At 60.3% G+C, this 25,680-nt stretch carries 27 protein-coding genes and 1 tRNA gene; 17 read left to right on the top strand and 11 right to left on the bottom strand.

Annotation, left to right across the window (positions count from 1 at the left end; all coding sequences use genetic code 11):
* Positions 1-319: 319 nt before the first annotated feature.
* A complete protein-coding gene (locus M1E16_RS01635; RefSeq protein WP_434602557.1) occupies positions 320-760 on the bottom strand; it encodes a hypothetical protein in 441 nt (146 codons plus the stop codon).
* Between M1E16_RS01635 and trmL the strand changes: the two genes are divergently transcribed.
* Positions 759-1,214, top strand: a complete 456-nt coding sequence (trmL, locus tag M1E16_RS01630) for a tRNA (uridine(34)/cytosine(34)/5-carboxymethylaminomethyluridine(34)-2'-O)-methyltransferase TrmL (protein ID WP_092401422.1) — start codon at positions 759-761, stop codon at positions 1,212-1,214. The two genes, M1E16_RS01635 and trmL, sit on opposite strands and share 2 nt — an antisense overlap.
* A gap of 130 nt (positions 1,215-1,344) precedes the next feature.
* On the opposite strand, the gene secB is transcribed toward trmL, so the two are convergent.
* From secB to M1E16_RS01615, 3 genes are read right to left on the bottom strand one after another with little or no spacing between them, the layout of a single operon-like run.
* On the bottom strand, positions 1,345-1,827 hold the full coding sequence (secB, locus tag M1E16_RS01625; RefSeq protein WP_458129033.1) for a protein-export chaperone SecB: 483 nt from the start codon (positions 1,825-1,827) through the stop codon (positions 1,345-1,347).
* 40 nt (positions 1,828-1,867) lie between these two features.
* Positions 1,868-2,122: a glutaredoxin 3 gene (gene grxC / locus M1E16_RS01620; RefSeq protein WP_434699297.1), complete on the bottom strand. Its 255-nt coding sequence runs from the start codon at positions 2,120-2,122 to the stop codon at positions 1,868-1,870.
* A gap of 1 nt (position 2,123) precedes the next feature.
* Positions 2,124-2,537 (bottom strand): rhodanese-like domain-containing protein, encoded by a 414-nt coding sequence (locus tag M1E16_RS01615; protein ID WP_305497431.1) that lies wholly within the window; start codon positions 2,535-2,537, stop codon positions 2,124-2,126.
* A gap of 152 nt (positions 2,538-2,689) precedes the next feature.
* Between M1E16_RS01615 and gpmI the strand changes: the two genes are divergently transcribed.
* From gpmI to M1E16_RS01595, 4 genes are all read left to right on the top strand, one after another.
* Positions 2,690-4,219: a 2,3-bisphosphoglycerate-independent phosphoglycerate mutase gene (gpmI, locus tag M1E16_RS01610; protein ID WP_458129032.1), complete on the top strand. Its 1,530-nt coding sequence runs from the start codon at positions 2,690-2,692 to the stop codon at positions 4,217-4,219.
* Between the two features lie 267 nt (positions 4,220-4,486).
* The gene (locus tag M1E16_RS01605) at positions 4,487-5,779 is read left to right on the top strand and encodes a murein hydrolase activator EnvC family protein (protein WP_305497433.1); all 1,293 of its coding nucleotides are present in this window, start codon (positions 4,487-4,489) and stop codon (positions 5,777-5,779) included.
* A gap of 32 nt (positions 5,780-5,811) precedes the next feature.
* Positions 5,812-7,128 (top strand): S41 family peptidase, encoded by a 1,317-nt coding sequence (locus M1E16_RS01600; RefSeq protein WP_434602554.1) that lies wholly within the window; start codon positions 5,812-5,814, stop codon positions 7,126-7,128.
* A gap of 1 nt (position 7,129) precedes the next feature.
* Positions 7,130-7,909 carry a divergent polysaccharide deacetylase family protein gene (locus tag M1E16_RS01595; protein WP_458129031.1) on the top strand — a complete coding sequence of 260 codons (780 nt, stop codon included), beginning with the start codon at positions 7,130-7,132 and terminating at the stop codon, positions 7,907-7,909.
* Between the two features lie 10 nt (positions 7,910-7,919).
* Here M1E16_RS01595 and M1E16_RS01590 read toward each other — a convergent pair whose 3' ends face one another.
* Positions 7,920-8,675: a substrate-binding periplasmic protein gene (locus M1E16_RS01590; RefSeq protein ID WP_434626509.1), complete on the bottom strand. Its 756-nt coding sequence runs from the start codon at positions 8,673-8,675 to the stop codon at positions 7,920-7,922.
* 208 nt (positions 8,676-8,883) lie between these two features.
* Between M1E16_RS01590 and M1E16_RS01585 the strand changes: the two genes are divergently transcribed.
* Positions 8,884-10,392 (top strand): trypsin-like serine peptidase, encoded by a 1,509-nt coding sequence (locus tag M1E16_RS01585; RefSeq protein WP_458129030.1) that lies wholly within the window; start codon positions 8,884-8,886, stop codon positions 10,390-10,392.
* A 32-nt stretch (positions 10,393-10,424) separates the two neighbouring features.
* Here M1E16_RS01585 and hisF read toward each other — a convergent pair whose 3' ends face one another.
* From hisF to M1E16_RS01555, 6 genes are all read right to left on the bottom strand, one after another.
* Complete coding sequence (hisF, locus tag M1E16_RS01580) at positions 10,425-11,195, bottom strand: imidazole glycerol phosphate synthase subunit HisF (protein ID WP_305497440.1); 771 nt, start codon at positions 11,193-11,195, stop codon at positions 10,425-10,427.
* Positions 11,196-11,204: 9 nt separating this feature from the next.
* Positions 11,205-11,942 (bottom strand): 1-(5-phosphoribosyl)-5-[(5-phosphoribosylamino)methylideneamino]imidazole-4-carboxamide isomerase, encoded by a 738-nt coding sequence (gene hisA / locus M1E16_RS01575; RefSeq protein WP_305497441.1) that lies wholly within the window; start codon positions 11,940-11,942, stop codon positions 11,205-11,207.
* 42 nt (positions 11,943-11,984) lie between these two features.
* Positions 11,985-12,239, bottom strand: a complete 255-nt coding sequence (locus M1E16_RS01570; protein WP_030141479.1) for a DUF2164 domain-containing protein — start codon at positions 12,237-12,239, stop codon at positions 11,985-11,987.
* Positions 12,239-12,877, bottom strand: coding sequence for an imidazole glycerol phosphate synthase subunit HisH (gene hisH / locus M1E16_RS01565; RefSeq protein WP_434626511.1), 639 nt, complete (start codon positions 12,875-12,877; stop codon positions 12,239-12,241). The genes M1E16_RS01570 and hisH overlap by 1 nt, the downstream gene beginning before the upstream one ends.
* Positions 12,877-13,470 (bottom strand): imidazoleglycerol-phosphate dehydratase HisB, encoded by a 594-nt coding sequence (hisB, locus tag M1E16_RS01560; protein WP_003186751.1) that lies wholly within the window; start codon positions 13,468-13,470, stop codon positions 12,877-12,879. Before hisB ends, hisH begins: the two co-directional genes overlap by 1 nt.
* A 280-nt stretch (positions 13,471-13,750) precedes the next feature.
* The gene (locus M1E16_RS01555) at positions 13,751-15,412 is read right to left on the bottom strand and encodes an OFA family MFS transporter (protein WP_434626513.1); all 1,662 of its coding nucleotides are present in this window, start codon (positions 15,410-15,412) and stop codon (positions 13,751-13,753) included.
* A 263-nt stretch (positions 15,413-15,675) separates the two neighbouring features.
* On the opposite strand from M1E16_RS01555, the gene panM reads away from it, so the two are divergent.
* From panM to M1E16_RS01500, 11 genes are all read left to right on the top strand, one after another.
* The gene (gene panM / locus M1E16_RS01550) at positions 15,676-16,074 is read left to right on the top strand and encodes an aspartate 1-decarboxylase autocleavage activator PanM (protein ID WP_458129029.1); all 399 of its coding nucleotides are present in this window, start codon (positions 15,676-15,678) and stop codon (positions 16,072-16,074) included.
* Between the two features lie 269 nt (positions 16,075-16,343).
* Positions 16,344-18,569 carry an AsmA family protein gene (locus tag M1E16_RS01545; RefSeq protein WP_458129028.1) on the top strand — a complete coding sequence of 742 codons (2,226 nt, stop codon included), beginning with the start codon at positions 16,344-16,346 and terminating at the stop codon, positions 18,567-18,569.
* Positions 18,566-19,633: an A/G-specific adenine glycosylase gene (mutY, locus tag M1E16_RS01540; RefSeq protein ID WP_458129027.1), complete on the top strand. Its 1,068-nt coding sequence runs from the start codon at positions 18,566-18,568 to the stop codon at positions 19,631-19,633. The genes M1E16_RS01545 and mutY overlap by 4 nt, the downstream gene beginning before the upstream one ends.
* Complete coding sequence (locus tag M1E16_RS01535) at positions 19,630-19,902, top strand: oxidative damage protection protein (protein ID WP_003186755.1); 273 nt, start codon at positions 19,630-19,632, stop codon at positions 19,900-19,902. The genes mutY and M1E16_RS01535 overlap by 4 nt, the downstream gene beginning before the upstream one ends.
* A gap of 102 nt (positions 19,903-20,004) precedes the next feature.
* Positions 20,005-20,080 (top strand) — tRNA-Phe (locus M1E16_RS01530).
* Between the two features lie 119 nt (positions 20,081-20,199).
* Positions 20,200-20,529, top strand: a complete 330-nt coding sequence (locus M1E16_RS01525) for a DHCW motif cupin fold protein (protein WP_458129026.1) — start codon at positions 20,200-20,202, stop codon at positions 20,527-20,529.
* Between the two features lie 61 nt (positions 20,530-20,590).
* Entirely contained in the window at positions 20,591-20,998 is a 408-nt protein-coding gene (locus M1E16_RS01520; protein WP_458129025.1) for a hypothetical protein, read from the top strand.
* A 199-nt stretch (positions 20,999-21,197) separates the two neighbouring features.
* The gene (locus M1E16_RS01515) at positions 21,198-22,379 is read left to right on the top strand and encodes a PDDEXK nuclease domain-containing protein (RefSeq protein WP_458129024.1); all 1,182 of its coding nucleotides are present in this window, start codon (positions 21,198-21,200) and stop codon (positions 22,377-22,379) included.
* Complete coding sequence (locus M1E16_RS01510) at positions 22,349-22,954, top strand: biliverdin-producing heme oxygenase (protein ID WP_434602543.1); 606 nt, start codon at positions 22,349-22,351, stop codon at positions 22,952-22,954. Before M1E16_RS01515 ends, M1E16_RS01510 begins: the two co-directional genes overlap by 31 nt.
* On the top strand, positions 22,951-25,185 hold the full coding sequence (locus M1E16_RS01505; protein WP_458129023.1) for an ATP-binding protein: 2,235 nt from the start codon (positions 22,951-22,953) through the stop codon (positions 25,183-25,185). Before M1E16_RS01510 ends, M1E16_RS01505 begins: the two co-directional genes overlap by 4 nt.
* 40 nt (positions 25,186-25,225) lie before the next feature.
* Complete coding sequence (locus M1E16_RS01500) at positions 25,226-25,672, top strand: hypothetical protein (RefSeq protein WP_434654057.1); 447 nt, start codon at positions 25,226-25,228, stop codon at positions 25,670-25,672.
* The last annotated feature ends 8 nt before the right edge of the window (positions 25,673-25,680 follow it).

Genomic DNA, 25,680 nt, shown 5'->3' with positions numbered 1-25,680 from the left:
CCAGCTCCAAAAAACCGCTCAACACCTAAGCAAAAGCCCCGGAATACGGGGCTTTTTCGCATCTTCAGCAGTTTTTTGTGACAAGCCATTTAAAACTGGCACGCCCCCTGCAACAACCCAATCACTACCCAGTTTCGGGGACCTTGGTACAGGCAGGCCGGGGATTCCCCTCTTTTACACCGGGCTCATCGAGCCCACTGTTTTGGGAGCCTTGATACAGGCAGGTCAAGGTTTCCCTTCTTTACATCCGGGCCGCGCCTTCACGGCAAGCCCTCCCGTTTTGGGGACCTTGGTACAGGCAGGCCGGGGATTCCCTCTTTTATTGCTCCTGGAGACGGATCTCCAGCCGCCAGCGGTCATCGACTTCGCTGCCGGTCCACTCCCCTCGCAACGGACGCGCCGCCACCAAAGTCAGCAACAGCCCCTTGTCACTCAACCGCACCCGCCAGTTCACGTCCTTGCCGTTGAGCTTGAGCTGGCCTTTCTGCGGCCGACCTTGCGCCTGAAACAACAGCGCCACAGTGCCGTCGATGATTTCCCCATGGAGCTCCGGTTCGTTGTTGAACCAGGCCACCAGCCCTCCCTGGGTGACCTCGACCTGTTGCAGCTCGCTCGGATCGGGCGTTGTCAGGCGGCCGATCATCAGCCCGACCATCATGCCGACGATCGCCAGAGAGCCCATCACCCGAGGCAATAGCTTCGAACGCCGATCGGTTTGCGGCGTAGAATGCCGCTCATCTTTATCTGCGGAGCCGTGCATGTTTCACGTCATCCTTTTTCAACCGGAAATACCACCCAATACCGGCAACGTCATCAGGCTGTGCGCCAACAGCGGCTGCCACCTGCACCTGATCGAACCGCTGGGCTTCGAAATGGACGACAAGCGCCTGCGCCGCGCCGGCCTCGACTACCACGAGTATGCCACCTTGCAGCGGCACGCCGACTTGGCCAGTTGCCTGGAAAGCCTGGGGCATCCGCGTCTGTTCGCCTTCACCACCAAGGGCTCGCGGCCGTTTCATGACGCCAGCTTCGTCGCCGGCGATGCATTCCTGTTCGGCCCGGAAAGCCGTGGCCTGCCGGCCGAAGTGCTCGACGCACTGCCGGCAGACCAACGCTTGCGCTTGCCGATGCGTGAAGGCTGCCGCAGCCTGAACCTGTCAAACACCGTGGCGGTGGCGGTTTATGAGGCGTGGCGGCAGAACGGCTTTCAGTAGCACCGCATAACAAATGTGGGAGCGAGCCTGCTCGCGAAAGCGTCAGCTCAGTCGGTACTTGATTGACTGATATACCGCTTTCGCGAGCAGGCTCGCTCCCACAGGTTTGATACTCGGCTGACAGCGCCGCTTACTGAACCGTCGCGCTGCCTTCCTGTTGCATGCGCTGCAGCTCTTGCGCGTACAGGGCATCGAAGTTCACCGGGGCCAGCATCAGGGCCGGGAACGAGCCACGGGTCACCAGGCTGTCCAGTGTTTCGCGAGCGTACGGGAACAGAATGTTCGGGCAGAACGCGCCCAGGGTGTGGCTCATCGAAGCGGCATCGAGATTCTTGATCAGGAAGATACCGGCCTGCTGGACTTCGGCGATGAACGCGACTTCGTCGCCATTCTTCACGGTCACCGACAGGGTCAGCACCACTTCGTGGAAATCTTCTTCCAGGGCTTTCTGGCGGGTATTCAGGTCCAGGGCCACGCTCGGCTCCCACTGCTGGCGAAAGATCGCCGGGCTTTTCGGGGCTTCGAAGGACAGGTCGCGAACGTAAATGCGCTGCAAGGAGAATTGCGGTGCGGCTTCTTCTTCAGTGGCAGCTGTGTTCTGTTGGTCAGTCATCGCAGATCCTTCTTACTTTCAGGTTCTATTAATTGGGAATTCAGGCCTTCAGCAGCGCGTCGAGCTCGCCGGCGCGCTCCAGGGCGAACAGGTCGTCGCAACCGCCCACGTGGGTGTCGCCGATCCAGATCTGTGGCACGGAGGTACGCCGGGCCTTCTGGGTCATTTCGGCGCGCAGTTGCGGCTTGCCGTCGACCTTGATCTCTTCGAAGGCTACGCCCTTGTTCTTGAGCAGCATCTTGGCTCGGGAGCAATAGGGGCAGTAATCGCTGGAATAGACAACTACGTGGGGCATGTCACTTCACCAGGGGCAGATTGTCGGCTTTCCAGCTCGCAACGCCACCAGACAGCTTGGCGGCGGTGAAGCCGGACTTCATCAGTTCGCGGGCAAGGGTACCGGCCTGCTGGCCTTGGGCGTCGACCAGGATCAGCGTCTTGGCCTTGTGTTTTTCCAGTTCGGCCACACGAGCGATCAGTTTGTCCTGAGGAATGTTCAGCGCGCCGACGATGTGACCGGCGGCGTAATCCTTGGTCGGACGGATGTCGACCACTACGCCGGCGTCCTTGTTGACCAGCGCGGTCAGCTCACCGGTACTCAGGCTGCGTCCGCCGCCCTGCATCGTGTGGGCAACCAGCAACGCCAGCAATACGACGAAGATACCGACGAGAATGTAGTGGTTAGTGGCAAATTCAATCAGGTGAGCAACCATCGAAGGAGGTTCCAGGGCGTTAAAATGTCGGCCAGTATACACAGCACGCAAGGCCGGCCAAACCCCGCCCGGCGGTGACGGCACCGGAACTTACCTTTAAACTGCCCGTCCCTTTTCCATCGTCTTCTTTTAACCAGCCACGAGTGGATTCCATGACTACCACGCCTAAACCTTTGGTCCTGATGATTCTGGACGGCTTCGGTCACAGTGACAGCCACGAATCCAACGCCGTCTACGCGGCCAGGAAGCCTGTGCTGGATCGCCTGTGGGCCACCGTGCCGAACGGCTTGATCTCCGGCAGCGGCATGGACGTCGGCCTGCCCGACGGGCAGATGGGCAACTCCGAAGTCGGCCACATGAACCTCGGCGCCGGCCGCGTGGTGTATCAGGACTTCACCCGCGTGACCAAATCGATCCGCGACGGCGAGTTTTTCGAAAACCCGACCATCTGCGCTGCCGTGGATAAAGCCGTGGCCGCCGGCAAGGCCGTGCACTTCATGGGCCTGCTGTCCGACGGTGGCGTGCACAGCCATCAGGACCACCTGATCGCCATGGCCGAGTTGGCCGCCAGGCGCGGCGCTGAAAACATCTACCTTCACGCCTTCCTGGATGGCCGTGACACGCCGCCGAAGAGCGCCGAATCGTCGATCAAATTGCTGGACGACACGTTCAAGACCCTCGGCAAGGGCCGGATCGCCAGCCTGATCGGCCGTTACTTCGCCATGGACCGTGACAACCGCTGGGACCGCGTCGCCCAGGCCTACAACCTGATCGTCGACGGCAATGCCGAATTCCACGCCGCCACCGCACAAGAAGGCCTGCAAGCTGCCTACGAACGTGGTGAAAGCGACGAGTTCGTCAAGGCCACCACCCTCGGCGAGCCGGTAAAAGTCGAAGACGGCGACGCCGTGGTGTTCATGAACTTCCGCGCCGACCGTGCCCGCGAACTGACTCGGGTATTCGTCGAAGACGATTTCAAGGAATTCGAGCGCGCCCGCCAGCCGAAGCTGGCCGGTTTCGTGATGCTGACCCAATACGCCGCCAGCATTCCCGCGCCATCGGCCTTCGCTGCCGGCAGCCTGGAAAACGTGCTGGGTGACTACCTGGCGAAAAACGGCAAGACCCAGCTGCGCATCGCGGAAACCGAGAAGTACGCCCATGTGACGTTCTTCTTCTCCGGCGGCCGCGAAGAGCCCTTCCCGGGCGAAGAGCGCATCCTGATCCCGTCGCCGAAGGTCGCCACCTACGATCTGCAACCGGAAATGAGCGCGCCGGAAGTGACCGACCGCATCGTCGACGCCATCGAGAACCAGCGTTACGACGTGATCGTGGTCAACTACGCCAACGGTGACATGGTCGGTCACAGCGGCGTGTTCGACGCAGCGGTCAAGGCGGTGGAATGCCTGGACACCTGCGTCGGCCGCATCGTCGAGGCGCTGGAAAAAGTCGGCGGCGAAGCGCTGATCACCGCCGACCACGGCAACGTCGAGCAGATGTCCGACGAGTCCACCGGCCAGGCCCACACGGCCCATACCACTGAGCCGGTGCCATTCATTTATGTCGGCAAGCGTGACTTCAAGGTCCGCGACGGCGGCGTATTGGCCGACGTCGCACCGACCATGCTGATGCTGCTGGGCATGGAACAGCCGGCGGAGATGACCGGGACTTCGATCCTGGTCTGACGTCGCAGCATTGAGCACTGTTTGTGTGGCGAGGGAGCTTGCTCCCGTTCGATGGCGCAGCCATCGCAGAGGCTTCTGGCTTGATCTATTGTCGAGGGGCTGCTTCGCAGCCCAGCGGGAGCAAGCTCCCTCGCCACAGCAGGCTCGCTCCCACATTGGTTCTTGGTGTTTTTTCGGCCAGTTATCACACAGCCCCAAATGGGCGTTTTTTTTGCAGCGTGGGGCGGGCATACTAGGCCGTCCCTTTCCCTGGTGCCACCCGCCTCTATGCTCCGCGTCCTGATAGCCCTTGCTCTGACCTGCCTGCTCCAACCGGCCTTCGCGGACGAGCGCGCGCAAACCCAACAACAGTTGGAAGCCACGCGCCAGGACATCGCCGAGCTGAAGAAGCTGCTGAACAAGTTGCAGGAAGAAAAATCCAGCGTGCAGAAAGACCTGCGCGGCACCGAAACCGAGATGGGCAAGCTGGAGAAGCAGGTCGACGCCCTGCAGAAAGAGCTGAAGAAAAGCGAATCCGAGTTGCAACGCCTCGATGGAGAGAAAAAAAAACTCCAGAGCGCGCGCACTGAACAGCAAAAGCTGATCGCCATCCAGGCTCGGGCGGCCTACCAGAACGGTCGCCAGGAATACCTCAAGCTGCTGCTCAACCAGCAGAATCCCGAGAAATTCGCTCGCACCCTCACCTATTACGACTACCTGAGCCAGGCCCGCCTGGAGCAGCTCAAGAGCTTCAATGAAACCCTGCGCCAGCTGGCCAATGTCGAGAAAGACATCGAGCTGCAGCAAGCCCAGTTGCTCGTGCAGAAAAGCAGCCTCGACACCCAGCGTGAAGAACTCGAGAAGGTTCGCAAGGAGCGCCAGGTGGCCCTGGCCAAGCTCAATGACGACGTTAAGGCTCGCGACAGCAAGCTCAAGGCCCGCGAACAGGACCAGGCCGAACTGGCAAATGTCTTGAAAACCATCGAAGAAACCTTGGCTCGCCAGGCTCGGGAGGCGGAAGAAGCGCGGCAGAAAGCGCTGATCGCCCAGCAGGAAGCCGAAAAAAAGCGTTTGCGTGAAGCCCAGGCCGACGCCGATGCCGGCGAAGCCCCGCGCAAGCCGGCTAAATCCAGCCCCGGCGCAGTGGTTTCCAGCGATGGCGAAACCTTCGGCGGCGCTTTTGCTTCAGCCCGGGGCAAACTTCCATGGCCGGTCAATGGTCGATTACTTGCACGCTTCGGTGAAACCCGTGGCGACGATACCCGCACCAAGTGGGACGGCGTGATGATCAGCGCATCCGCCGGTAGCCAGGTGCACGCTGTACATGGCGGGCGCGTGGTGTTTGCCGACTGGCTGCGCGGTGCCGGCCTGCTGGTGATCCTCGATCACGGCAACGGATACCTGAGCCTTTACGGCCACAACCAGACGCTGCTCAAATCGGCGGGTGATGTGGTCAAGGCCGGCGAGTCCATCTCCACGGTCGGCAACAGTGGCGGGCAGGACACGCCAGCACTGTATTTTGCTATTCGCCAGCAGGGTCGCCCCAGTGACCCGGCACAATGGTGTCGTGCGCAAGGATAAGCGCGCCCATCCAACTCAGGAGTTCGTTCGACATGCTGCATTTGTCCCGCCTCACCTCGCTGGCCCTGACGATCGCCCTCGTGATCGGCGCGCCCCTGGCTTTCGCCGCGCAACCCGCGCCGGCGTCGACCGCCGCTACGGCCGCCACCACCAAGGCCCCGCTGCCGTTGGATGAACTGCGCACCTTTGCCGAAGTCATGGACCGGATCAAAGCCGCGTACGTGGAACCGGTGGACGACAAGATGCTGCTGGAGAACGCCATCAAAGGCATGCTCAGCAACCTTGACCCGCATTCGGCCTACCTGGGCCCTGAGGATTTTGCCGAGTTGCAGGAAAGCACCAGCGGCGAATTCGGCGGCCTGGGCATCGAGGTCGGCAGCGAAGACGGTTTCGTCAAGGTGGTCTCGCCGATCGACGATACGCCCGCCTCCAAGGCTGGCATCCAGGCCGGTGACTTCATCGTCAAGATCAACGGCCAACCGACCCGTGGCCAGAGCATGACCGAAGCCGTGGACAAGATGCGCGGCAAGATCGGCGAAAAAATCACCCTGACCCTGGTGCGCGACGGCGGTACGCCATTCGACGTGACGCTGACCCGGGCGGTCATCCAGGTCAAGAGCGTGAAGAGCCAACTGCTGGAGTCCGGCTACGGCTACATCCGCATCACCCAGTTCCAGGTCAAGACCGGCGAGGAAGTCGCCAAGGCCCTGGCCAAGATGCGCAAGGACAACGGCAAGAAGCTCAACGGCCTAGTCCTGGACTTGCGCAACAACCCCGGCGGCGTTCTGCAATCGGCCGTGGAAGTGGTGGATCATTTCATCACCAAGGGCCTGATCGTCTACACCAAGGGCCGCATCGCCAATTCCGAACTGCGCTTCTCGGCCACCGGCAACGACCTCAGCGAAGCCGTGCCATTGGTCGTGCTTATCAACGGTGGCAGCGCATCGGCGTCGGAGATCGTCGCCGGTGCTCTGCAAGACCAGAAACGTGGCGTTGTCATGGGCACCACCAGTTTCGGCAAGGGCTCGGTGCAAACCGTGTTGCCGCTGAACAACGACCGCGCCCTGAAGATCACCACCGCGCTGTACTTCACGCCCAACGGCCGTTCCATCCAGGCCCAGGGCATTGTCCCGGACATCGAGGTGCGCAAGGCCAAGATCACCAGCGAGGCGGACAGCGAGTACTTCAAGGAAGCCGACCTGCAAGGTCACTTGGGCAATGGCAACGGCGGCGCGGACAAACCGACCGGCTCCGGCGCCAAGGCCAAGCCGATGCCGCAGGATGACGACTATCAGTTGGCCCAGGCGTTGAGCCTGCTCAAAGGGTTGAACATCACGTCCGGCCGCTGAGATGGGCCAGCGTTTCATTTTCGTCCTGTTGTGCCTGCTGGCGGGAGCCGTTAACGCGGCTCCCGCCACAGCTTCCCCGCCGCAGAAGGCTTACCTGAGCCTGATCATCGATGACCTGGGGCAGAATCTGCCCCGGGATCGCCGTGTCCTGGCCCTGTCCGGTCCGGTCACCGCGGCAATCATGCCCGACACGCCCCACGCCGCCGAAATCGCCCGCGAGGCTCATCGCGCCGGCAAACTCGTCATGCTGCACATGCCCATGGATCCGGCCACCGGGCCGTTCGCCTGGCATCCGGAATTATCCATCGAAGAATTGGGCAAGCGCCTGGACGCCGCGTTTGCCGCGGTGCCCTACACCAGCGGTATCAACAACCACATGGGCAGCCGCATGACCGCGCAACCCCAGGCGATGGCATGGCTGATGGCGAATCTGCAACAGCGTCACAAGTTTTTCGTCGATAGCCGCACCAGCGCGCAGACGGTCGCCGCTGCCGAAGCACAAAAGATCGGCCTCGCCAGCGTGTCGCGGGATGTATTTCTTGATGACGAGCGCACCGAAGCGGCTATCGCCGGCCAGCTTCAGGTCGCCATCGATCTGGCTCGGCGGCAGGGCTCGGCCGTGATGATCGGCCATCCCTATCCGCAGACCCTCGCCGTGCTCGAGCGCGAACTGCCCAAGCTCAAGGCCCAGGGCATCGAGTGGATCGACATCAAGTCGATGATCAGCCTGCGCAGCAACCGAGCGATGGCCGCGCACGGGAAGGATGGGGTTTATCGTTAGGCTTGGCGTCTCAGAGATAGCGCGCCATGATCGCGTCCACTTCGCCTTCCTTGCGCAGCTCATCCAGAGCCTTTTGCAGGCGGCTCACCACCTCGTCCGGCACGTCCTTGTTCAAGGCCAGGTAGAGCTCGGCACTGTTGAATCGCAGTACGGTCTTGAGATCGCTCACCCCCTCCTGACGCGCCAGATAACGCCCTGCCGGGTCGCCGGTGGCCCATAGGTCTATCTGGCCATTGACGAGTTTTCTGGCGTTGTCCTGATCGCGCAACACGACAATGGGTTTGAGCCCCTGTTTGGCCAATGTTTCGGCAATTGCATCGCCCTTGTAGGCGCCAATCCTGTACTGACGCGCCTGCTCCAACGAGTCGAGGGCAATCTTGCTGTCGGCCTTGGCGAGCATGATCCAATCGTCCGGGCCGATGGGGCCAACCCATTTGAAGAGCTTTTCCCGCTCAGGCAGCCGAGCCGTTACAAACACCCCATAACCAGGTTTTTCCAAGGCAAGCTTGTAGATTCGTTCCCAGGGAAAACGCAGCGTCAGGCTGTAGGAAATATCGGCGCGTTTGAATATCTCGCGGACGATGTCCACCGCAATGCCATGGATGTTTTCGTCCTGGGCGAAGTTCTTGCCGTTCTTCGCCATGTTGTAGGGCGGAAAGTTCTCCGTCAGCAATACCAGGCCAGCATCGCGGCCGTCCCCGGCCTGCGCCCCGCTCATGAACAGCAGGAAAGTACTGGTAACAACAACTAGAGCGCGTTTGAACATATCTGATTACCCGGGTCCATGGCGTATTCCAGAGTGCCTTGGGCCCGCCGACGTGTCTACCGTCGTTTCACATCAACACCTAACCAAACAGGATGCGCGCAAACGCAACCTTGGCGGAGGTAATTAATTACCACCTTCCATCACGCCGAGGCTGATTAATTAACGAAGCCGGTCAAGACCGGCCCCAATTAATCAAAGGCATGACTCAATGAAAACGATCTACTTGTTACTGGGCGGTCTGTTTTGCCTGTCTGGCGCACTGAGCGTTGCACATGGCAAAGACTATGGCGAAGGGGTTCAGAACTTCGCCGACTCAAAAATCCTGAACAACAAAGATGGATCACATGACCATTGGCAGGGTATTGGACGCTTCTCTACGATGAACGGGAATTGTACTGCGACACTTCTCGATACCCATGACCCTTCCGGGACAATGCCCACGCCCGCCTACGTGTTGACCTCGGGACATTGCACCGAGCTGACCAACGCAAACATCGTGACCAACAAGCCAATCCTCGGCCTCATGCAGTTCAACTACTTCGCCGATACCGCCCCCTACCTGACTTACCCGATGAAAAAAATCGCGTGGAGAAGCATCCAGGGCGTAGACATGGCAATCATTGAACTGGACGTCAGCCTGCAAACCTTGCTCAAGGACGGGATACAGCCATTGGGCTTGGCCACCGAGCGCCCCGTCGACGGGACGGATGTCCTGATCGTAGGCGCCCCAGTCCACGATCAGAACACGCTGCGGCTGGCTGCCTGTACCTTGCAACCTGCCCAGGAGATCGTGGAGGGCCGCTGGGTCTGGCGTAATACGCTGATGACCCGCTGCGAGGATTTGAAAGGTGGTGGCTCCGGCAGCCCGCTACTGGAGCGCCGTACCAATAAGATCATCGGCGTGATAGGCACTGGCAACCTGACCATCCAAGCCCACCCCTGCGAGCAGCACGCTCCTTGCACTCCAGTTGGCGACAGCTATAAAGCTATACCGGACGATGTTTATGGGAATCCTACGGATTTTCTCAGCCGCTGCTTTGTAGAGGGCCTCCTCGTTCAAGACGTGAATTCGTCTTGCCCGCTGTATCCGGTCTTTTCCGTCAGCGCCGCAGCGGACAGCCCGCAAAGGTACGTAAGGATCGGGAAGAAAGACGACGGCAGCCCAGACATCCCGACCTGGAACTACCACTTCACAATCAACACGCCGTTCTATCGTCATAAGACCGTTCGAACCGCAATGGATTGCGAAAGGCCGCAAGACTACAGCGGAGTAACAAGTGCGCAGGACGCTTTCATAAACACCGGGATAGGCGACCAGGTGGGCATGTACTTCCTCTGCATCGTGGGTGTCGACTCCGCTGATCAACGCCCCTCAGAGGGGCTCATCAACAACGTGTTGTCCCTTCCGGTCGAAATTCTCGACAACGCTCCAACAGCTCAGCCTGAGTTGAGTTTCACCGCAGGCGTGCAACTGTCGACAGCTGCGAATGAACTGCCACATCGAACCTACGCCTACAAGTTCGGCCCGACAGAGTCGACTGACTGTTCAGACAAAACCGATTACAGCAACATCGAATACATAGACGCATGGCTGGACAATTCGGATCTGCCTGGAAAGCTCTGCACCATTGCCTATGACATATCCAGACAAGCATCCGAGCCAAGAATGGACATCCTGAACCCTACCCCGCTCAAGGATATCCAGGACTCGCCCTGATTCGCCCTCGGCTCGCCTGCCGGACTCTCGGCTTATCTGACGCAGATACCGCGCTGGGCCATGTAGGCCTTGGCTTCCGGCACGGTGTATTCGCCAAAGTGGAAAATGCTCGCCGCCAATACCGCGCTGGCGTGGCCTTCCAGAATGCCATCGGCCAAGTGCTGCAGGTTACCAACACCGCCAGAAGCGATCACCGGAATGCCCAAGGCATCGCTGATGGCACGGGTGACGCCGAGATCGAAGCCGTTCTTCATGCCGTCCTGGTCCATGCTGGTCAGCAGGATTTCTCCGGCGCCCAGGCCTTCCATCTTCTTCGCCCATTCAACGGCGTCCAGCCCGGTTGGCTTGCGCCCGCCATGGGTGAAGATTTCCCAGCGCGGGGTTTCGCCCGGGCCGGAGACCTTCTTCGCGTCGATCGCCACGACGATGCACTGCGAGCCGAAATGCTCGGCCGCCTCGCCGACAAATTCCGGGTTGAACACCGCCGCGGTGTTGATGGATACCTTGTCCGCGCCGGCATTGAGCAGGTTGCGGATGTCCTGCACGCTGCGCACGCCACCGCCCACGGTCAGCGGGATGAACACCTGGCTGGCCATGCGCTCGACGGTGTGCAGCGTGGTATCGCGGCCGTCGACGCTGGCCGTGATATCCAGGAAAGTAATCTCGTCCGCACCCTGCTCGTCATAACGACGGGCGATTTCCACCGGGTCGCCAGCGTCACGGATGTTCTCGAACTTGACGCCCTTGACCACCCGGCCGTTATCCACGTCCAGGCAAGGGATGATGCGTTTGGCCAGCGCCATGATAAGTCCTCAGCCTTTATAGGAATCGCAGAAGGCCTGGGCCTCGGCGACGTCCAGGGTACCTTCATAGATCGCGCGACCAGTGATCGCACCGATGATGCCCGGCGCCCTGGCGTCGAGCAGTGCCTTGATGTCGCCCAGGTTGTGGATGCCGCCGGAGGCGATCACCGGGATCTTCGTGGCTGCGGCCAGGGCAGCGGTGAACGGAACGTTACAGCCCTGCATCATGCCGTCCTTGGCAATGTCGGTGTAGACGATGGCGGACACGCCGTCGGCTTCGAAACGCTTGGCCAGGTCGATCACTTGCACGGTACTCACTTCAGCCCAGCCGTCGGTGGCGACAAAACCGTCCTTGGCGTCGAGGCCAACGATGACTTTTCCCGGGAAGGCACGGCAGGCTTCGGCGACGAACTCGGGTTCCTTGACGGCCTTGGTGCCGATGATCACGTAGCTCACGCCGGCCTTGACGTAGTGCTCGATGGTCTCCAGCGAACGAATGCCGCCACCGATCTGGATCGGCAGGTTCGGGTACCGTTTGGCGATGGCGGTGACCACTTCACCGTTGACCGGCTGGCCTTCGAAGGCACCGTTCAGGTCAACCAGATGCAGGCGACGGCAACCGCCCTCCACCCACTTGGCGGCCATGCTCACCGGGTCGTCGGAAAACACCGTGGAGTCTTCCATGCGGCCCTGGCGCAGACGGACACAAGCGCCGTCCTTGAGATCGATAGCGGGGATAATCAGCATCTGGCAAACCTTCAAATACGAAAATTCAGCTTGGCTCGAAAATCAGTTTTTCTCGAGCGCCCACAAGTCGCTTTCGATGCTTTCGAACCTTTCCTTAAGGTGCGCCTGCACATCGAAAATCGCCCTGTTGTAATAGTGCGGAGCAATTTCGCGGGTAAACAGATCAAGAATTTCCGCCGCTTCGAACGAGCCAAGGTCCAGCTCGAAACGCTCCTCCATGAACCGCTGGATCTTGCGGTTCGCCTCACTTTCCTGCTCAGGCGTGAGGGTGAGGATCGGCGGTTTCTTGCGGGCCATTACCAGCGCCCGTCCCACGCCGCGAAGTTCTGCAGCAGTTGCAGGCCATGGGTATGGCTCTTCTCCGGGTGAAACTGCACGGCGAAGCGCGAGCCATCGGCCAGGGCCGCGGCGAAATCGACACCATAGTGACCGCTGCCCACCACCTGCCGGGCATTGCCGGCGGCGATGTAATAGCTGTGCACGAAGTAGAAACGCGCGAGGTCCGGAATATCGTGCCACAGCGGGTGGTCCACCGTTTGCCGCACTTCGTTCCAGCCCATGTGCGGCACTTTCAAGTGCTCGCCGTGTTCATGCAGGTCCTTGCCAAAGAACTTGACCTGGCCCGGGAACAGCGAGATGCAATCGACCCCGTCGTTCTCTTCACTGCGATCGAGCAAAGCCTGCATGCCCACGCAGATGCCGAGGAACGGGCGATCCTGGCTGACTTCGTGCACCAGCTTGTCGAAGCCCAGGCGCCGAATCTCGGCCATGCAGTCGCGAATCGCGCCGACACCGGGAAACACCACCCGGTCGGCTTCGCGAATCACGTCGGCATCGCTGGTGATCAATACCTTGCCGGCGCCTACGTGCTCGAGGGCCTTGGCCACCGAGTGCAGGTTGCCCATGCCGTAATCGATAACCGCAACCGTCTGCATTACAGGACGCCTTTGGTGGAAGGCATCTGGCCGGCCATGCGGTCGTCGAGCTCGACAGCCATGCGCAGCGCGCGGCCGAACGCCTTGAACACGGTTTCGATCTGGTGGTGGGTGTTGTGCCCACGCAGGTTGTCGATGTGCAGGGTCACGTTGGCGTGGTTGACGAAGCCCTGGAAGAACTCCTGGAACAGGTCGACGTCGAAGCCGCCGACGGTGGCGCGGGTGTACGGCACATGCATCTGCAGGCCAGGGCGGCCGGAGAAATCGATGACCACGCGCGACAGCGCTTCATCGAGCGGCACGTAGGCATGGCCGTAGCGACGGATGCCCTTCTTGTCGCCGATGGCTTTGGTGAAAGCCTGGCCCAGCGTGATACCGACATCTTCGACGGTGTGATGGTCGTCGATATGCAGGTCGCCCTTGCTGACGATGTCCAGGTCGATCAGCCCGTGACGGGCGATCTGGTCGAGCATGTGCTCAAGAAAAGGCACGCCGATATCAAACCGGGCCTTTCCGGTGCCATCCAGGTTGATCGAGGCTTTGATCTGGGTTTCCAGAGTGTCGCGCTCGACAGACGCCTTACGTTCGGCCATCACCAGCTCCGCAAAATCATTGGGCGAAAAAGGCAGCCATTATAGGGGCGCGAGCGGCAAACAGAAACAAAAGAGGTGACACCGCTGACGGGCTGAAACCGATGCGGCGGCGTTAGACATGTCCATACAAGTCTTCCAGGACTCATAAAAACAAATGTGGGAGCGAGCCTGCTCGCGAAAGCGGTGCGTCAGAAGACATTGTTGTCGACTGACACGCCCCATTCGCGAGCAGGCTCGCTCCCACAAGGATTGCCCTGACCCGCTGGCCAGGGCAACGGTTTTAGCGGAACAACACCGCCGTCTTCTGCAGGGTTACCCACACACCCCACGCCAGCGGAATGCCCACCACCAGCCAGGCGGCGATCGCCAAGGGCTTGGTGCCCGGTGCGGCTTTCCATTCCAGCGAAGTGGTGCTGTCGGCGCCCTTGTCGTGGCCCAGCGCTTGCTCTGCGGCCAGTTCGGCGTCGGTCATGAAGTACTTGTCGGCGACCGGGCGAACCATCAGGTTGCACAGGAAGCCCAGCACCAGCAGGCCGGCGAGGATGTACAGGGTGATGTCATAGGCCGCGGCGCGTTCAACGCCGATGCTCAGTTGATATTCACGCAGGTAGTTCACCAGTACCGGACCCAGCACACCGGCTGCCGCCCAGGCGGTCAACAGGCGACCGTGGATCGCACCGACCATTTGCGTACCGAACAGGTCCGCCAGGTAGGCCGGCACGGTGGCGAAACCGCCGCCGTACATCGACAGGATGATGCAGAACGCCGCCACGAACAGCGCGACGCTGCCCAGGTGGCCCAGGCTCGGGATCAGGGCATACAAGGCCACGCCCAGGGCAAAGAACACGAAGTAGGTGTTTTTGCGACCCAGGTAGTCCGAGAAGGAGGCCCAGAAGAACCGGCCACCGATGTTGAACAGGCTCAGCAAACCGGTGAAACCGGCTGCAATGGCAGCGATCTGGCCCAGTTGCGCGGCGTCCAGCTGACCGAACGGCAGGTCGTTGCCGAGCAATTTGCCGCCGAACACTTCCTGCAGCAGTGGCGAAGCCATGCCCAGGATGCCGATACCGGCGGATACGTTCAGGCACAGCACCAGCCAGACCAGACGGAACTGCGGGGTTTTCCAGGCAACGTTCACGTGAACGTGGCGATGGGTGATCATCGCGTTCGCGGCTTTTTTCGGTGCAGGATTCCAGCCCTCAGGCTTCCAGCCGGTTGGCGGTACGCGATACGACAGGGCGCCACCGATCATGAACACGAAGTAGATCGCGGCCATCACCAGGAAGCTCTGCCATACGCCCACGTCGGTTGGCGTAGCGAAATGGCTCATCAGCGCTGCAGCCAACGGGGCACCCACCATCGCGCCACCGCCGAAGCCCATGATCGCCATGCCGGTCGCCATGCCGCGCTTATCCGGGAACCACTTGATCAGCGTCGAGACCGGGGAGATGTAGCCCAGGCCCAGGCCGATACCACCGATGACACCGGAGCCGACCCACATCAGCCAGATCTGGTGGGTATAGATACCCAGCGCCGAAATCAGCAGGCCACCGCACCAGCACAGGGCCGATACCACGCCAGCCTTGCGCGGACCGGCATGTTCCAGCCAGCCGCCCCAGATGGCTGCCGAGCAACCCAGGAAAATGAAGAACAGGGTGTAGATCCAGCCGAGCATCGAGATCGGCCAGTCACATTGGGACGAAAAGACTTGCGAGATGAAGCTCATGTCCGGCGCGCAGGCTACCGGCTTGGTGATGCCCATGGCCTTGGACAGCGGCAACCAGAACACCGAAAAGCCGTAGGCCATGCCGATGCACAGGTGAATGGCCAGCGCGGCCGGTGGTACCAGCCAGCGGTTGAAGCCAGGCTTGGCGATAATGCGTTCCTTGGAGAGGAACGCAGGCTGGTCGGCAACGCCGTCCGCCGTAATGCTCGTGCTCATTGTGTATCCCCCAGTTATTGGAATAGGTTCGCCAGCCACGCATCACCCTCAGTCTTCATTTGCACGCAGGCATGACTGTATTTTGTGGTAAAGCTCCATTTTGGTGCGACATCACGTCGCAGAAGGACGGGCGAACTGACAAAGGTTACCATTTGCTCGTGACAGAAAAACCAAAGTGCTATCACCTTTTTTCTGTCATTCGTCTTATCGCGCCTCTTCTCACTTTCTGTAGGGCGTTATTCGTTTATTTTTCAGGAATGTTCATGCCCATCGTTGTCGAGCGTCTGAATGAAGCCACTCATCAGGATCATCAGGACCTGCAGAAAATCTACCAGGACGCCCCGGCCTGGCTGTTCGAGCCGTTCAGCGATGCCGGGCAATTGATCAACAGTTGCCTGACGGAAGGTACGCTGATTGCGGCACGGTTCAACGACCGACTGCTCGGCGCCGCACGCCTGCAACGGCACCAGGACGCTTGGTACTTGTCTCACCTGTGCGTAAGAAAGGTTACCCGCCGCCGTGGCGTAGCTGAGCGCTTGGTGAGCGAAGCACGGCGGATGGCTCGACAGGAAGACGCCGGGCTTCGGCTCGAGGCACCGGCCGGGCATCTGAAGGTGCAGGCCTTGGCGGCAAAGCTGAAGATATCGCTGAATGAAAGCTGACGGTGACCGGGTCATATCCCGTGGCGAGGGAGCTTGCTCCCGCTGGGGAGCGCAGCGCCCCCTAAAGCTGTCTCCACGGTGTGCCAGGCGTCCTGATTCGCCTGGTTTGGGACTGCTTCGCAGTCCAGCGGGAGCAAGCTCCCTCGCCACGGTGAACCGCGCCTGCCGTTCCACCAGTGGAGGATCGAAAAACGATGACCCAACGCTCCACCAACCCGGGACGTTATACTCTCCGGTAAAATTTGAACTCAACCTACAAGGATTCGCCCATGAAAGCGTTCGGCAAAATCCTGGGTCTGGTACTTCTCGGGCTGTTGCTGATCATTGTGGCCCTGGGCTTTGCCCTGACCCACCTCTTCGATCCCAACGACTATAAGGAAGAGATCCGCCAGATAGCCCGCGACAAGGCCCACATCGAGCTGACCCTCAATGGCGATATCGGCTGGAGCCTGTTTCCATGGCTGGGTCTTGAATTGCACGAAGCCAGCGTTGCGACCCTGGCCAATCCGACCCAACCCTTTGCCGACTTGCAGATGCTTGGGCTTTCAGTCCGGGTGATGCCGCTGTTGCGCCGTGAAGTGCAAATGAGTGACGTACGGGTCGAAGGCCTGAACCTGCGGCTCAACCGCGACAAGAACGGTCATGGCAACTGGGAAGACATCGGCAAGGCGCCCGCCTCCACGACCGCTACGAAGGCGCCGGCGCCAACCGAACAGCCAGCCCCGCCGGCCAACGCTCCGACAGAGAAACCGGCCCAACCCACTCGCCTGGACATCGACAGCCTGACCGTGAACAACGCCCGGGTCGAATACAGCGACGAGCAGACCGGCAAGCTGTTTACCGCTGAAAGCATCCAGTTGAGCACCGGCCCGATCCACGATTCCACCAATATCCCGGTTACCCTCACGGCTTTCCTGTCCAGCAACCAACCGGCTGTTCGGGTGCGCACCGAGGTGACTGGCGAGCTGCGCTTCGAACGCGCACTGCAACGCTACAAATTCGAAGACCTGAAGCTGTCCGGTGAAGCCACCGGCGATCCGTTGCAAGGCAAGACCGTGAGCTTTGCGGCGCAAGGGCAACTGTTCCTCGACAAGGCAGCCAACGTTGCCGAATGGACCGGTATCAAGCTTTCCTTGAACCAGCTTCGCGCCTTGGGCGAGCTGAAGGTCAACGATCTCGACAAAACGCCGCAGCTGAATGGCGGCGTGTCGATTGCTTCATTCGACCTGGCCAGCTTCATCGACAGCATCGGCCAGAAACTGCCGGCGATGGCCGATGGCAGCCTGAGCAAGGTCGAGCTGGCGAGCCGCATTGCAGCCACACCGACCAGCGTCGAGCTCAACGACATCAACCTGAAAATCGATGAGAGCAATTTCAGTGGTCGCATCGCCGTGGAAGATATCGCCAAGCAGTCACTGCGTGCCCAGCTCAAGGCCGACACCTTCAATGTTGATCGCTACCTGCCGCCAAAGTCCGCCGAAGCCAACAGCGCCAAGGCTGCCCGCGAGGCCGAAGTCAGCAACACCGAGGCCAGCGCCATGGCCGGTGCCGGCAGCTCACCGCTACCAAGCGCCCCGACCCAAGGCGCGTGGAGCAACGATCGATTGTTCCCGGTGGAGCGCCTGAGCAAGCTCGATGTCGATGCCGACCTGAGCTTCGGCCAGCTGACCCTCGACAAGCTGCCCATCCAGAATGCCGCGCTGAAGGCCACCGGGCTCGGCGGCCTGTTGACGCTGGAAAACCTGCGGGGCGATTTGTATAACGGCAACTTCGAAGCCAAGGGCACGCTGGACGTGCGCCAGCCCACGCCGCAGTTGAGCCTGCAAACCCGCATCAACCGGGTGCCGGCCGACAAGATCATCGAAAGCCAGGGCAAAAATCCGCCCGTCAAAGGCCTGGTGACGCTCAACAGCGCCGTCACCGCCAGCGGCAACAGCCAGAAGGCCCTGATCGACAGCCTGAACGGCAATGCCGGGTTCGTCATCAATGACGGCGTGCTGCTCAATGCCAACCTCGAACAGCAGCTGTGCAAAGGCATCGCCACGCTGAACCGCAAGAGTCTCAGCGGTGAACCGCGCGGCAAGGACACACCGTTCCAGCAACTCGACGGCAACCTTACCTTCCACAATGGCGTGGCCAGCAACCCGGACTTGAAAGTGCGCATCCCCGGCATGACGGTCAATGGCAACGGTGACATCGACCTGCGCGTATTGGGCATGGACTACCGCGTCGGCGTCATCGTTGAAGGCGACAAGAGCGACATGCCCGACCCGGCCTGCCAGGTCAACGAGCGTTATGTCGATGTCGAGTGGCCGTTACGCTGCCGAGGCCCGCTGGAGCTGGGCGCGAAAGCCTGCCGCCTGGACAACGACGGGCTGGGCAAGGTTGCCGCGAAGCTGGCCGGCGACCGCCTCGGCGACAAGATCGACGAGAAGCTCGGCGACAAGGTCAGCCCCGAGCTCAAAGACGCGCTGAAGGGGCTGTTCAAGCGATGACATCCGAGCAGTTTTCCAGCGCCGTATTGGATTGGTTCGACCGCCACGGGCGCCATGACCTGCCCTGGCAGCAAGACATCTCCCCGTATCGGGTATGGGTCTCGGAGATCATGCTCCAGCAGACCCAGGTCAGCACCGTGCTCAATTACTTCGACCGGTTCATGACCGCCCTGCCTTCCGTCCAGGCCCTTGCCGCCGCGCCGGAGGATGAAGTGCTGCACCTGTGGACCGGGTTGGGCTACTACACCCGCGCTCGTAATCTGCAGAAAACCGCGAAAATCGTCGTCGAGCAATATGGCGGCGAATTTCCCCGGGGGGTGGAGAAGCTCACCGAACTGCCGGGAATCGGCCTATCCACCGCTGGCGCGATTGCCAGCATCAGCATGGGCCTGCGGGCGCCGATTCTCGATGGAAACGTCAAGCGGGTGCTGGCGCGCTTTACTGCCCAGGAAGGCTACCCAGGCGAGCCAAAGGTTGCGAAACAGCTCTGGGCCACCGCCGAACGCTTTACCCCTCAGGATCGGGTCAATGCCTACACCCAGGCGATGATGGACCTGGGCGCCACGCTCTGTACCCGCAGCAGACCCAGTTGCCTGCTCTGCCCGCTGGAAAAAGGCTGCGAAGCCCACATGCTGGGCCTGGAAACCCGCTATCCGATTCCCAAGCCGCGCAAGGAAGTGCCCAAGAAACGCACCTTGATGCCGATGCTGGCTAACCGCGAAGGCGCCATCTTGCTTTACCGCCGCCCATCCACCGGTTTGTGGGGCGGTCTGTGGAGCCTGCCGGAACTCGACGACCTCGACGACCTGCAACACCTGGCCCTGCAACATTCGCTGGAGCTGGGTCAGCAACAGGCAATGCCAAGCCTGGTACACACCTTCAGCCACTTCCAGTTGGCAATCGAACCCTGGCTGGTCCGGGTCCGCGAAACCGGCCATCACGTGGCCGAGGCCGACTGGCTCTGGTATAACCTCGCCACCCCGCCGCGCCTGGGCCTCGCCGCCCCGGTCAAGACATTGCTCGAACGCGCGGCCGCTGTATTGAACGCAGGAGAGTTGCAATGACCCGCACCATCATGTGCCGCAAGTACAAAGAACAGCTGGAAGGCCTGGAGCGCGCACCGTTTCCCGGTGCCAAGGGCCAGGACATCTACGACAACGTATCAGCCAAGGCCTGGGGCGACTGGCAAAAACACCAGACGCTGCTGATCAACGAAAAACGCCTGAACATGATGAATGCCGAAGATCGCAAATATCTTCAAGGGGAGATGGACAAGTTCTTTTCCGGCGAAGAATACGCCAAGGCCGAGGGCTACGTGCCGCCCTCCGAATAAGCTGCCCGGAGCGGGGGCGAATCGTAAGCGACGGTAATAGTTAAATATTTTTTGATAACTTGCTTGACGCCCCCCTGAAAAACCCGTTTAATGCGCCCCGTTGCCCAGATAGCTCAGTCGGTAGAGCAGGGGATTGAAAATCCCCGTGTCGGCGGTTCGATTCCGTCTCTGGGCACCAAATACCGAAAACCCCGATCAAGAAATTGATCGGGGTTTTTTATTGTCCGGGATTTCCTTCCTGCATCCTGTCGACTCAGCTACATTCGTCCGCTCCCCTCCTCCTGCATGCGAGTCGACATGGATATCACCGGCATCCCCTTCGGCACCACCGACTGGTCCACCATCGAACCCACCGAACACAAAGGCATTACCGGAACCGCTTACTGGCGCACGCAGCATTTCGGCAGCGTTCGGGTACGGATGGTGGAATATACGGCCGGCTACCTGGCCGACCATTGGTGCACCAAGGGCCATATCCTGCTTTGTCTCAAAGGCGAGCTGAACACCGAGCTCGAAGACGGCCGGCAATTCCTGCTCAGGCCCGGCATGAGCTACCAGGTGGCCGACCAGGCAGAGCCTCATCGCTCCTCCACTCCATCAGGGGCGACGCTGTTCGTGGTGGATTGAGATTCGAAGCGTTCGCGTCGAAGCTGTAGGATAGATGGCCTTATTCATCAGGAATCCGACCATGTCATCGGCGAACAAACAGCAAAAACGCAGCCAGCGCGCCAAGGAGAAAGCCAAGAAGAATCGCATTCAGCGTGCCGCTGCGCCGAACGACTTCCTGGACCCGAACGACGAGCGCATCGACCTGGAAACCGTGGACCTGTCTGACCTGTTCCGCATCATGAGCCTCGCCGAGAAGGTCAGTCAGAAAGCCATGTGCGAAGCGTTCCTGGGCCATCCACTGCTGGCGCTCGTGCTGGAACAGGAAGGTGAAGAAGAAGCGACCGACTTCATCATCACCGCCTTGATCGAATACCGTCGCCTGACCACGGGCGTCGATGAGCAGACTGCCCTGGATTGGGTGGAAAGCAAGCAGTTCCAGGCTGATTATGTCGCCGCATCCCAGGCGCTGACGCAAGGCCAAGGCTGACTTCAGTCTGCGGCTGGCGGTGGATGATACGCTGATGGGACGGCTCCTACAGACCAAGCTCCACCAGCATGGGCGGCGTCATACCCGTCCTGCATCAATCAGCTATTTTTCCTCCAAAGCAATCAGCTCCGTCTGACATCATCGAAGCTTTCATGGGAGCATTCTTCTGGTCCGCCCCTTCCAATGGCTGGACACTTCGATGAAGCCGATACTGCCCCAAGACGATCCACAGCTCGCGCCCTTGATCAACGAACTAGGCGAGCTGATTCGCCAGGCACGCCAGAAAGTGTTGCGTGCCGTTGACACTCTCCAGGTACAGACCTGCTGGCAGATCGGCCGGCACATCATCGAGTTCGAGCAAGGAGGCGCCGAACGCGCGGCTTATGGCGCAAGGTTGCTAGCCTCGTTGGCGAAGGTGCTGACGGGGCGGTTTGGGAAAGGGTTTGATGCCTCAAACCTGCGTTACATGCGACTTTTTTATCAGGCATTCCCAATCTGTGACGCACTGCGTCACGAATTGAGCTGGACTCACTATCGAACGCTGCTGCGTGTCGAAAAAAAGAATGCACGCAGTTGGTACATGAACGAAGCCGCCACCCAGAACTGGTCCACCCGCGCCTTGGAGCGCCAGATCGGCACGTTCTATTACGAACGCCTCCTGGCAAGCCGCGATCGACCTGCGGTAGAGCAGGAAGCAGCAACCCATCTTGAGCAACTTGCTTTCGGGCCCAGGGACATCGTCAGGGATCCGGTAGTCCTTGAGTTTCTTGGAATGCCAAACACAGGCATGCTGCTGGAAACCGATCTCGAACAAGCCCTGATCAACCAACTGCAGGGCTTCCTGCTCGAACTGGGTAAAGGCTTCGCCTTCATCGCCCGCCAGCAGCGCATTAGCACCGAAAGCAAGGATTTCTACCTCGACCTGGTTTTCTACAACTATCTGCTCAAATGCTTTGTGATCGTCGATCTCAAGCGAGGCGAGCTGAGCCACCAGGACATCGGCCAGATGGATATGTATGTGCGACTCTACGATGAGCTCAGGCGCGGCCCTGATGATAAACCCACCGTCGGCATCATTCTTTGTGCACAAAAAGACGAGTCGGTGGTGCGTTATTCCGTGTTGCAAGGCCATGAACAGCTGTTCGCCAGCCAGTATCAACTGGTGCTCCCCACCGAAGAAGAACTGCGCAAGGCGCTGGATTGCGAACGGGCGCGACTTGAGGAGTCCCCCCCCCGGACGCAGCGACCTGAAGAAATGAAGCCGTTACCGATAAACGCATACTCAAAAAACCCATGTAATATTGATGCGTTTTTTTTCAGCAACGCTCCAGCCAACGAGCTTCATTCTGCATGTCACCGGCCGCAACCCACCCCTCTTTGATCCAGGCATTGCGGACTGAAACCGCCGAGTTGCATGTCGCCTTGGAAAAACGCCTGCCGTTTTTTTCGGAACGGCTGGATCTGGATCTGTACCGACGCCTGATGGCGGCCTATTACGGTTTTTACCAGCCATTGGAACAACGGCTTCAGGTATTGGCATTGATTCCGTCCGGGTTGGACCAATCCCTGCGCATCAAGCTTCCGGTATTGCGGGCCGATCTCACGGCGCTGGGCATGGATGCCGCCGCTATCGAGGCGTTGCCCGTTTGCCAGCAACTGCCGCAGATCGACTCCCGCGCGGCCGCCCTCGGGGTTTCCTACGTATTGGAGGGGGCGACCCTCGGCGGACAGATTCTGCGACGCAGGGTGGCGGAGCAGCTTGGCCTGGATGCCTCCAGCGGCGCTGCCTTTCTCAACGTGTATGGTGAACTCACCGGCCGCCGCTGGAAGGATTTCCTCCAATACCTGGACGACAGGAACCTTGGCGAACCCCAGACGCTCGAAGTCACACGCGCCGCCAGGTCGACGTTTACTCATTTTGAACACTGGCTGGACAGCCAAAAGGTACTGCTATGACCCCGGAAAACCAGGAAGCCTTCGAAGAACTGCTGGCTAATTGCGCAGACGAACCGATTCGCTTCCCCGGCGCCATCCAGCCTCATGGCGTGCTGCTGATGCTGTCCGAGCCCGACTTCGTAATCCGTCAGGTCAGCGCCAACGTCTTGCAATTGATGGGACAGGATCCCCACAGATTGCTGGACCAGACGCTTGATGCACTGGTGGGACTGGAGCAGGCAGAAGCCATCCTCATTGCCTGTCACGCGGCCCCGGGAAACGACAACGCGCCCGTAGCCATTGTCGTGAACCAGCAGCGTTTTGACGCCTTGGTGCATCGCCATCAGGGCGCCCTGATCATCGAGCTGGAACAACACCTGAGCGACTATCGCCCCGAAGGCGTCAGCGGCGAGGCCAACCTGGGCCGTATGCTCCAGCGCCTGCAAAGCGCAAAAGATCTTCAAACGCTGTACGAAATCAGCGTGCGGGAAATCCAGGCCATGACCGGCTACGACCGCGTGCTGATCTATCGTTTTGAGGAAGAAGGCCACGGGCAGGTCATCGCCGAAGCCAGCGCGCCATCGATGGAGCTTTACAAGGGACTGTTTTTTCCAGCCTCGGATATTCCCGAGCAGGCCCGTGAGCTGTATCGCACCAATTGGTTGCGCATCATCCCCAACGCCGACTACACGCCGATACCCCTGGTGCCCGAGCTGCGTCCCGATACCCAGGCGCCGCTGGATCTGAGTTTTTCGACGCTGCGCAGCGTCTCGCCGATCCACCGTCAATACATGAAGAACATGGGCGTGCTGTCGTCGATGAGCATCTCGTTGATGAAAGGCGAACAGCTGTGGGGCTTGATCAGCTGCGGCAATCGCCAGCCGCTGCTCGTGCCCCATGAAATGCGCATGGCCTGCCAGACCATCGGCCAGATCCTGTCACTGCAGATCAGCGCCATGGAAACCCTTGAACTGACTCGGCAACGGGACGCCAAGCTGGAGGACCTACAGGCGCTTGCCGCCGCCATGGCCGAATCCAGCGAAAACGTCTTCGATGGCCTGTGCCGCGAGCCAAAACGCCTGATGGACCTCACCGGGGCCAGTGGCGTTGCGATCTTCGAGGACAACAAACTGCATCGCCACGGTCAGTGCCCCGAACCGGAGCAAATCCGCGAATTGCACAAGTGGATATTGGCAACAGGTCAGCCGGTCTTCTCTCACCATAACCTGGGCAGCGTTTTCGCCCCGGCCAAGGCTTTTCAGGATGTAGCGAGCGGGGTGCTGGCGATTCATCTGCCCAAGCCTGTGGAAAACGGCGTGCTGTGGTTCCGTCCCGAAGTGAAGCAAACCATCAATTGGAGCGGCGACCCGCAAAAACCCCTCGACCTAGAAGACAGCGAGACCGGATTACGCCTGCGGCCGCGCACCTCGTTTGAAATCTGGAAAGTCGAGATGGACGGTATCAGCGCCAAGTGGAGCCATGGCGACTTGTTCGCCGCCAACGACCTGCGCCGCTCGGCCCTGGAAAATGATCTGGCCCGACAGGTACGCAAGGAGCGCCAGGCGGTGCAAGCGCGCGATGAACTGGTGGCGGTCGTGTCCCATGATTTGCGCAACCCGATGACGGTCATTTCCATGCTTTGCGGCATGATGCAAAAGGCCTTCAGCTCCGACGGCTCACACAGCTCGAAGCGAATTGCCTCGGCCATCGACACCATGCAACAAGCCGCCAGTCGCATGAATGCACTGCTGGAAGACCTGCTCGACACCTCGCGCATCGACGCCGGGCGCTACACCATCAACCCTCAGCCGATGGACGTCAGCCAGATCTTCGAAGACGCCTGTTCGCTACTGACGCCGCTGGCCTCCGCCAAGGCAATCGATATTTCTTTCCATGCCGAGCCCAACCTCAAGATCAACGCAGATCCCGAACGGCTGTTCCAGGTGCTGTCCAACCTGATCGGCAATGCCATCAAATTCACGCCGCAGCAAGGGACCGTGGGCATCAGCGCGATGTCGGTGGGCGATGAGATCGTGTTCAGCGTCCGCGATACCGGCGAAGGCATCGCCCCCGAACAGTTGCCGCATGTTTTTGACCGCTACTGGACCACCAAGGAAGGCAACCCGAATGGCACCGGACTTGGGTTGTATATATCCAAGGGGATTGTCCAGGCTCATGGCGGTAAACTGCACGCCGAAAGCCAGCCAGGCCAGGGCAGTGAATTCCGCTTTACCGTGCCGAAAATCGACTGAGCCGGGCACCGCCCCCTAACGAATTGGAAACCGAAGCCCAATGGCCTCACTGAACAAACAGCAGAAACGCGCCAAGCGTGCCAAAGACAAAGCCAAGCAGATCCGCATGACCGGGCGAAAATCCATCCCGATGTATGGCGATCCGGCCCATGCAACCGCCCAGCCACCGGTTTACGTACAGGAGTTGTTCGTCAAGCTGCGCGACGCCGAGGCCGTCAGCCGCAGCGAAATGCTCGACACATTGCTGGCAAACGTCAGCGAAATGATCATCGAGCGCCCGGGCCTGCTGGATCTGAAGAACGCCGAAAACGAGAGCATGGCCGCCACCAACCTGGCTGCCGACATGCTGGTGGACTACCGCATGTGGGTCGACGACATGGACCGCGAGGCGGCCCAGCGCTGGCTCAGCACGCCGGAGTTCATCAAGGACTTCAGCGAGGCGCTGGACCGTTATCGCCAGTCGATGGAAGGGCCCGCCGGCGAATAAGCGGGCAG

Source organism: Pseudomonas sp. Z2-11, assembly GCF_054161305.1.
The sequence above is the reverse complement of the archived record's forward strand: the minus strand, read 5'-3'. Positions and strand labels throughout refer to the sequence as shown.

Excerpts from the sequence above, each read along its gene's own strand:
- trmL (WP_092401422.1), top strand. The coding sequence starts at position 759 with ATGTTTCACGTCATCCTTTTTCAACCGGAAATACCACCCAATACCGGC.
- M1E16_RS01635 (WP_434602557.1), bottom strand. The coding sequence starts at position 760 with ATGCACGGCTCCGCAGATAAAGATGAGCGGCATTCTACGCCGCAAACC.
- secB (WP_458129033.1), bottom strand. The coding sequence starts at position 1,827 with ATGACTGACCAACAGAACACAGCTGCCACTGAAGAAGAAGCCGCACCG.
- grxC (WP_434699297.1), bottom strand. The coding sequence starts at position 2,122 with ATGCCCCACGTAGTTGTCTATTCCAGCGATTACTGCCCCTATTGCTCC.
- M1E16_RS01615 (WP_305497431.1), bottom strand. The coding sequence starts at position 2,537 with ATGGTTGCTCACCTGATTGAATTTGCCACTAACCACTACATTCTCGTC.
- gpmI (WP_458129032.1), top strand. The coding sequence starts at position 2,690 with ATGACTACCACGCCTAAACCTTTGGTCCTGATGATTCTGGACGGCTTC.
- M1E16_RS01605 (WP_305497433.1), top strand. The coding sequence starts at position 4,487 with ATGCTCCGCGTCCTGATAGCCCTTGCTCTGACCTGCCTGCTCCAACCG.
- M1E16_RS01600 (WP_434602554.1), top strand. The coding sequence starts at position 5,812 with ATGCTGCATTTGTCCCGCCTCACCTCGCTGGCCCTGACGATCGCCCTC.
- M1E16_RS01595 (WP_458129031.1), top strand. The coding sequence starts at position 7,130 with ATGGGCCAGCGTTTCATTTTCGTCCTGTTGTGCCTGCTGGCGGGAGCC.
- M1E16_RS01590 (WP_434626509.1), bottom strand. The coding sequence starts at position 8,675 with ATGTTCAAACGCGCTCTAGTTGTTGTTACCAGTACTTTCCTGCTGTTC.
- M1E16_RS01585 (WP_458129030.1), top strand. The coding sequence starts at position 8,884 with ATGAAAACGATCTACTTGTTACTGGGCGGTCTGTTTTGCCTGTCTGGC.
- hisF (WP_305497440.1), bottom strand. The coding sequence starts at position 11,195 with ATGGCGCTGGCCAAACGCATCATCCCTTGCCTGGACGTGGATAACGGC.
- hisA (WP_305497441.1), bottom strand. The coding sequence starts at position 11,942 with ATGCTGATTATCCCCGCTATCGATCTCAAGGACGGCGCTTGTGTCCGT.
- M1E16_RS01570 (WP_030141479.1), bottom strand. The coding sequence starts at position 12,239 with ATGGCCCGCAAGAAACCGCCGATCCTCACCCTCACGCCTGAGCAGGAA.
- hisH (WP_434626511.1), bottom strand. The coding sequence starts at position 12,877 with ATGCAGACGGTTGCGGTTATCGATTACGGCATGGGCAACCTGCACTCG.
- hisB (WP_003186751.1), bottom strand. The coding sequence starts at position 13,470 with ATGGCCGAACGTAAGGCGTCTGTCGAGCGCGACACTCTGGAAACCCAG.
- M1E16_RS01555 (WP_434626513.1), bottom strand. The coding sequence starts at position 15,412 with ATGAGCACGAGCATTACGGCGGACGGCGTTGCCGACCAGCCTGCGTTC.
- panM (WP_458129029.1), top strand. The coding sequence starts at position 15,676 with ATGCCCATCGTTGTCGAGCGTCTGAATGAAGCCACTCATCAGGATCAT.
- M1E16_RS01545 (WP_458129028.1), top strand. The coding sequence starts at position 16,344 with ATGAAAGCGTTCGGCAAAATCCTGGGTCTGGTACTTCTCGGGCTGTTG.
- mutY (WP_458129027.1), top strand. The coding sequence starts at position 18,566 with ATGACATCCGAGCAGTTTTCCAGCGCCGTATTGGATTGGTTCGACCGC.
- M1E16_RS01535 (WP_003186755.1), top strand. The coding sequence starts at position 19,630 with ATGACCCGCACCATCATGTGCCGCAAGTACAAAGAACAGCTGGAAGGC.
- M1E16_RS01525 (WP_458129026.1), top strand. The coding sequence starts at position 20,200 with ATGGATATCACCGGCATCCCCTTCGGCACCACCGACTGGTCCACCATC.
- M1E16_RS01520 (WP_458129025.1), top strand. The coding sequence starts at position 20,591 with ATGTCATCGGCGAACAAACAGCAAAAACGCAGCCAGCGCGCCAAGGAG.
- M1E16_RS01515 (WP_458129024.1), top strand. The coding sequence starts at position 21,198 with ATGAAGCCGATACTGCCCCAAGACGATCCACAGCTCGCGCCCTTGATC.
- M1E16_RS01510 (WP_434602543.1), top strand. The coding sequence starts at position 22,349 with ATGTCACCGGCCGCAACCCACCCCTCTTTGATCCAGGCATTGCGGACT.
- M1E16_RS01505 (WP_458129023.1), top strand. The coding sequence starts at position 22,951 with ATGACCCCGGAAAACCAGGAAGCCTTCGAAGAACTGCTGGCTAATTGC.
- M1E16_RS01500 (WP_434654057.1), top strand. The coding sequence starts at position 25,226 with ATGGCCTCACTGAACAAACAGCAGAAACGCGCCAAGCGTGCCAAAGAC.